The sequence below is a fragment of the Streptomyces sp. NPDC059851 genome (assembly GCF_042732005.1).
Classification (GTDB): domain Bacteria; phylum Actinomycetota; class Actinomycetes; order Streptomycetales; family Streptomycetaceae; genus Streptomyces.
Genome location: NZ_JBHWJJ010000102.1, coordinates 23,782 through 30,138 on the forward strand (window position 1 = coordinate 23,782; position 6,357 = coordinate 30,138).

At 71.6% G+C, this 6,357-nt stretch carries 7 protein-coding genes; all 7 read left to right on the top strand.

Going from position 1 to position 6,357, the window contains the following annotated elements; all coding sequences use genetic code 11:
• Positions 1-78 precede the first annotated feature (78 nt).
• The 7 genes from ACFV7Q_RS28015 to ACFV7Q_RS28045 all read left to right on the top strand — a co-directional run bounded on the left by ACFV7Q_RS28015 (position 79) and on the right by ACFV7Q_RS28045 (position 6,122).
• On the top strand, positions 79-438 hold the full coding sequence (locus tag ACFV7Q_RS28015; RefSeq protein ID WP_385432413.1) for a histidine triad nucleotide-binding protein: 360 nt from the start codon (positions 79-81) through the stop codon (positions 436-438).
• A 4-nt stretch (positions 439-442) separates the two neighbouring features.
• On the top strand, positions 443-1,354 hold the full coding sequence (locus ACFV7Q_RS28020; protein WP_385432415.1) for a ribonuclease Z: 912 nt from the start codon (positions 443-445) through the stop codon (positions 1,352-1,354).
• Positions 1,355-1,608: 254 nt separating this feature from the next.
• On the top strand, positions 1,609-2,706 hold the full coding sequence (locus tag ACFV7Q_RS28025) for a PfkB family carbohydrate kinase (RefSeq protein ID WP_385432417.1): 1,098 nt from the start codon (positions 1,609-1,611) through the stop codon (positions 2,704-2,706).
• 183 nt (positions 2,707-2,889) lie between these two features.
• The gene (locus ACFV7Q_RS28030; RefSeq protein WP_385432418.1) at positions 2,890-3,945 is read left to right on the top strand and encodes a PhoH family protein; all 1,056 of its coding nucleotides are present in this window, start codon (positions 2,890-2,892) and stop codon (positions 3,943-3,945) included.
• A gap of 13 nt (positions 3,946-3,958) precedes the next feature.
• Positions 3,959-4,456 carry an rRNA maturation RNase YbeY gene (ybeY, locus tag ACFV7Q_RS28035; RefSeq protein ID WP_179178243.1) on the top strand — a complete coding sequence of 166 codons (498 nt, stop codon included), beginning with the start codon at positions 3,959-3,961 and terminating at the stop codon, positions 4,454-4,456.
• Positions 4,453-5,763: a hemolysin family protein gene (locus ACFV7Q_RS28040; protein ID WP_385432420.1), complete on the top strand. Its 1,311-nt coding sequence runs from the start codon at positions 4,453-4,455 to the stop codon at positions 5,761-5,763. The genes ybeY and ACFV7Q_RS28040 overlap by 4 nt, the downstream gene beginning before the upstream one ends.
• The gene (locus ACFV7Q_RS28045) at positions 5,760-6,122 is read left to right on the top strand and encodes an MmcQ/YjbR family DNA-binding protein (protein WP_385432421.1); all 363 of its coding nucleotides are present in this window, start codon (positions 5,760-5,762) and stop codon (positions 6,120-6,122) included. Before ACFV7Q_RS28040 ends, ACFV7Q_RS28045 begins: the two co-directional genes overlap by 4 nt.
• Positions 6,123-6,357 lie beyond the last annotated feature (235 nt).

Here is a 6,357-nt window from a genome sequence, read left to right on the forward strand (position 1 = left end):
CCCGGGTCGCCGCACCTCGCCACACCTGACCACACCTCAGCACACTTCAGCACTCCTCACCTCACGGAAGGCACATCGATGGCCGGGGAACCGCAGGCGGACTGCCTGTTCTGCAAGATCGTCGCGGGGCAGGTCCCGGCGACCGTGGTCCTGGAGACCGAGACGGTCGTCGCCTTCCGGGACATCAACCCGCAGGCGCCCACGCACGTGCTCGTCATTCCCAAGGCGCACTACCCCGACGCCGCGTCGCTGGCCGCCGCGTCGCCGGAGCTCACCGCCGACGTGCTGCGGGAGGCCGGAGCCATCGCCGCCCAGGAGAAGGTCGACGACCACGGCTACCGGATCGTGTTCAACACCGGCTCCGGCGCGGGCCAGACGGTCTTCCACGCGCACGCGCACGTCCTCGGCGGCCGCGGCCTGCAGTGGCCCCCGGGATAACACCGTGTCCGTACGCGAATTCGTGGTCCTGGGCACCGCCAGCCAGGTGCCCACCCGCCACCGCAACCACAACGGCTACCTCCTGCGCTGGGACGGAGAGGGGATCCTCTTCGACCCGGGCGAAGGGACCCAGCGCCAGATGCTCCGCGCGGGGGTGGCCGCGCACGACATCAACCGGATCTGCGTCACCCACTTCCACGGCGACCACAGCCTCGGCCTCGCAGGGGTGATCCAGCGCATCAACCTCGACCAGGTCCCGCACCCGGTCACCGCGCACTACCCGGCCTCCGGACAGGAGTTCTTCGACCGCCTCCGGTACGCCACCGCCTACCGGGAGACCGTGCAGCTGCGCGAGGAGCCCGTGGCGCAGGACGGGACGCTGGCCGAGGGGCCCTCCTACGTCCTCCTGGCCCGCCGCCTGTCCCATCCGGTGGAGTCCTTCGGCTACAGGCTCACCGAGCCCGACGGACGCCGCATGCTGCCCGAACTCCTCGCCCGGCACGGCATCAAGGGGCCGGACGTGGGACGGATCCAGCGCGAGGGCCGGCTGGACGGGGTCACCCTCGACGACGTCAGCGAGCTGCGGCCCGGCCAGAGCTTCGCCTTCGTCATGGACACCAGGCTCTGCCCCGGCGTGGAGGAACTCGCCGAGGGGTGCGACATGCTGGTCATCGAGTCCACCTTCCTCGACGAGGACGCCCGGCTGGCCGCCGACCACGGGCACCTGACCGCCGGGCAGGCGGCCCGCGTCGCCCGCGAGGGGGGTGTGCGCCACCTGGTGCTGACGCACTTCTCGCAGCGCTACGGCGACCCCTTCGCGTTCGAGCGCCAGGCGCGCGCGGCCGGCTTCGAGGGCGAGCTGACCATCGCAGCGGACCTCGCACGGGTGCCCCTGCCCAAGCGGCGCCAGGACTGACGGGGCTTCGGCCGGTGCGGCCGGCGGCGTCCCCGTCGCGGGGGCACGGGCGCCGGGCATCGGGTGTAGGGCGTCGAGCATCGGGCGTAGGGCGTCGAGCGTCGGCCTCACTGCCGGGCCGTTCCGCGGAGCGGCCCGGCAGTGATGTACGCCACACTGGGGTTTCAGTCCGGCCCGGACGGGCAGGGCTGCCGGCCTTCCGCCGGAACGGCCGCCGGCAGGAACGACCCTTCGCGCCGATCGGGGAGTGCACCGTGACCAACCGGGACAGCCGACTCAGCCGCAGCGCCGACCTGGACCCGCTCGGTCCGCTGCGCGACCCCCACGACCCGGGGTGCGACGTCTTCCTGACCGGCGCGGTCTTCCTCGACATCATCTTCACCGGCCTCGACTCCGCCCCCGTTCGCGGTACGGAGTCCTGGGCGCGCGGCATGGGCTCCAGCCCCGGCGGGGTGGCCAACATGGCCACTGCCCTCGCCCGGCTCGGCCTGCGCACCTCGCTGGCCGCGGCCTTCGGGGACGACCACTACGGCGAGTACTGCTGGGACGCCCTGGAGCACGGCGAGGGCATCGACCTGTCCATGTCACGGACCATCCCCGGCTGGCACAGCCCGGTCACGGTCTCGATGGCGTACGAGGGCGAGCGCACGATGGTCTCGCACGGCCACGAGGCGCCGCCCCCGGCCGGCCCCGACCCCTTCCCGCAGTGCCCGCCGCGCACGCGGGCGGCCGTGGCCTCGCTGGCCCCGGGCCGGGCGGACGGCTGGATCGGGGAGGCGGCCCGCCGCGGGGCGCGGATCTTCGCGGACGTGGGCTGGGACGAGACGGGGCGGTGGGACCTCGGCGCGCTGGCCGACCTGGAGCACTGCGAGGCGTTCCTGCCGAACGCGGGGGAGGCGATGCGGTACACGCGGACCGAGTGCCCGAGAGCGGCGGCGCGGGCGCTGGCCGAGCGGGTTCCGGTCGCCGTGGTCACGCTGGGTCCGGAGGGCTCGTACGCGGTGGATTCGAGGACCGGGGAGACGGCGGAGGTGGCGGGCATCGCGGTGGACGAACTGGACCCGACCGGGGCCGGGGACGTCTACGTCGCCGGGTTCGTCACGGGCACGCTGGCCGGATGGCCGCTGGCCGACCGGCTCGCCTTCGCGGGCCTGACGGCGGCCCTGTCGGTCCAGGAGTTCGGCGGTTCCTTGTCCGCCCCGGGTTGGCCCGAGGTGGCCCATTGGTGGCAGACGGCCCCGGACGGGCTGCGGGCCCGCTACGGCTTCCTGGACGAGCTGCTCCCTCGGGACGCGGCCCGGGCGCCCCGGCGCCGGGCGGTCCCGACGATCGGCTTCCGCCACTTTGCGTAGCGGCACGGGCGCGGGACCGTGGGCGGGCCCCGCACCCGGCCCGGCCGGCCCGTGACCGCCGGGTGCGAGGCGCCGGAAAACCTCTCGGTGCAGCCGCCGCGGCGACGTACCCTTGGTACTCCGGAGGTCGTCGATCGGCGCGGCCCCTCAGCGGGAGGTATGTGCAGGCCACAGTGCCGGCCCATGACTCAGACACCGACAGCTCACACCCCGGCGCAGGGACAGGCGCGAGCCCACTTCACCGTTCCGGCGAGCCACCCGATGGTTGCGGTGCTCGGCCCTGGTGACGCCCTGCTGCGGGTGATCGAGAAGGCCTTCCCGAAGGCCGACATCCATGTTCGGGACAACCAGGTCAGCGCGATCGGTGAAGCGGCGGAAGTCCGTCTGATCCAGCGCCTGTTCGACGAGATGATGCTCGTGCTCCGCACCGGGCAGCCGATGACGGAGGACGCAGTGGAACGCTCGATCGCCATGCTCAGGGCGAGCGACAACGGCAACGGTCCGCAGGAAACCCCTGCCGAGGTGCTCACACAGAACATCCTCTCCAGCCGCGGCCGTACCATCCGCCCCAAGACCCTGAACCAGAAGCGGTACGTCGACGCGATCGACAAGCACACGATCGTTTTCGGCATCGGCCCCGCCGGTACGGGCAAGACCTACCTCGCCATGGCCAAGGCGGTCCAGGCCCTGCAGTCCAAGCAGGTCAGCCGGATCATCCTGACCCGACCGGCCGTCGAGGCCGGAGAGCGGCTCGGCTTCCTGCCCGGCACGCTCTTCGACAAGATCGACCCGTACCTGCGCCCGCTGTACGACGCGCTGCACGACATGCTCGACCCGGACTCGATCCCCCGGCTCATGGCCAACGGGACGATCGAGGTCGCCCCCCTCGCATACATGCGGGGACGCACCCTCAATGACGCCTTCGTGGTGCTCGACGAGGCGCAGAACACGAGCCCCGAGCAGATGAAGATGTTCCTGACCCGGCTCGGCTTCGACTCGAAGATCGTCATCACCGGTGACGTCACCCAGGTCGACCTCCCCGGCGGCACCAAGTCCGGCCTGCGCCAGGTCCAGTCGATCCTGGAGGGGATCAAGGACATCCACTTCTCGCGGCTCACGTCCGAGGATGTCGTCCGGCACAAGCTGGTCGGCCGTATCGTCGATGCGTACGAGAAGTACGACGACAGCCAGGCGGACCGGGAACCCCGGCCGGCCCGGAACGGCACCCAGCGGAAGTAGAACCCAGCGCACCATGTCGATCGACGTCAACAACGAGTCCGGAACCGAGGTCGACGAGCGGGCGATCCTCGACATCGCCCGCTACGCGCTCACCCGCATGCGGATCCACCCCCTGTCCGAGCTGTCCGTCATCGTCGTCGACGAGGACGCCATGGAGCAGCTCCACATCCAGTGGATGGACCTGCCCGGACCCACCGACGTCATGTCCTTCCCGATGGACGAGCTGCGTCCGCCGGCCAAGGACGACGAGGAGCCCCCGCAGGGGCTCCTCGGCGACATCGTGCTCTGCCCCGAGGTGGCGAAGAAGCAGGGCGAGGACGCCCCGACCCGGCACTCCATGGACGAGGAGCTCCAGCTCCTGACCGTCCACGGCGTCCTGCACCTGCTGGGCTACGACCACGAGGAGCCGGACGAGAAGGCCGAGATGTTCGGCCTCCAGGCGGCCATCGTCGACGGCTGGCGCAGCGAGCGCGGCCTGACGGGCCCGTCCCCGGCCCCGACCGTCTCGTGACCGCCCCGCAACTGATCGCCGGGGCGGTCCTGCTGGTGGTGGTCGCCTGGTTCGCGGCCTGCGCCGAGTCCGGCCTCGCCCGGGTCTCCAGCTTCCGCGCCGAACAGGCCGTACGGGAGGGCCGGCGGGGCAGCGAGAAGCTGCTCCAGGTCGCCCAGGACACCACCCGCTACCTCAACGTCGCCCTGCTGCTGCGGGTGACCTGCGAGATGGCGGCGGGGGTGCTCGTCACGTACGTCTGCCTCGATGCCCTCGGCGAGAACTGGAAGGCGCTGCTCACCGCGATCGCCGTGATGGTCCTGGTCTCCTTCGTGGCCGTCGGCGTCTCGCCGCGCACCATCGGCCGCCAGCACCCGCTCGGCACGGCGACGGCAGCCGCGTACGTCCTGGTCCCGCTCGCCCGCGTCATGGGGCCCGTCCCGCAGCTGCTGATCCTCATCGGCAACGCCCTCACCCCCGGCAAGGGGTTCCGCAAGGGGCCGTTCGCCTCCGAGGCCGAGCTGCGCGCGATGGTCGACCTGGCCGAGAGGGAGTCGCTGATCGAGGACGAGGAGCGCCGGATGGTGCACCAGGTCTTCGAGCTGGGAGACACCCTGGTGCGCGAGGTGATGGTGCCCCGCACCGATCTGGTCTGCATCGAGCGGTACAAGACGATCCGCCAGGCGACGACGCTGGCGCTGCGCTCGGGCTTCTCGCGCATCCCGGTGACCGGGGAGAACGAGGACGACATCGTCGGGATCGTGTACTTGAAGGACCTGGTCCGCAAGACGCACATCAGCCGGGACGCGGAGTCCGACCTGGTCTCCACGGCCATGCGGCCGGCGGTGTTCGTACCGGACACCAAGAACGCGGGCGACCTGTTGCGCGAGATGCAGCAGGTGCGCAACCACGTCGCCGTCGTCATCGACGAGTACGGTGGCACGGCCGGCATCGTCACCATCGAGGACATCCTGGAGGAGATCGTCGGCGAGATCACCGACGAGTACGACCGGGAGCTCCCGCCCGTCGAGGACCTCGGCGAGGACCGCTACCGGGTCACGGCCCGCCTCGACATCACCGACCTCGGTGAGCTGTTCAAGGTCGAGGCCTTCGACGACGAGGACGTCGAGACGGTCGGCGGACTCCTGGCCAAGGCCCTCGGCCGGGTGCCCATCGCGGGTGCCTCGGCAGTGGTCGAGCTGCCCGACGGGCGGCCGCTGCGGCTGACGGCCGAGGCTCCGGCCGGACGCCGGAACAAGATCGTGACCGTGCTCGTGGAGCCGGTGGCCCCGGTGGAGACCGAGGGCGGCGGGACGGAGGAGGAATGACCCCGGCGGAGCTGCGAGCCTTCTGCCTGAGTTTCAACGCGGCGGTGGAGGAGTTCCCCTTCAACCCCGAGACCTCGGTGTTCAAGGTGATGGGGAAGGTGTTCGCCCTGTCGTCCCTCGACGCGGAGCCGCTGAAGGTGAACCTCAAGTGCGAGCCCGAGCTGGCGGTGCGGCTGCGTGCCGAGCACGCGGCGATCGTGCCGGGCTGGCACATGAACAAGCGGCACTGGAACACGGTGACGGTGGGCGGGCCCGGCTCCCTGCCCGACGCGATGGTCCGGGAGCTCGTCGAGGACAGCTACGACCTGGTGGTCGCGGGCCTGCCGAGGGCGGAGCGGCTGCGGCTGGACCGGCCCTGACCGGACCGGACCTGACCGGACCGGCCCTGACCGGACCGGGGACCGGGCCGCCGGGTGGTGCCCCCTCCGGTGGGCCCGCCGGGGGTGGGACGAACGTCACTGTCGTCCCCGACCTCCGGCCCGAGGCATTTCCTTCACCTGCCCTTATGTTGGTCCAGGCCAACCCTTGAACAGGGGTGACGCGGGGGACAGCACGGGGGACGGAGGGGAGAGCGCCTCGGCGGGGCCGTCGTAC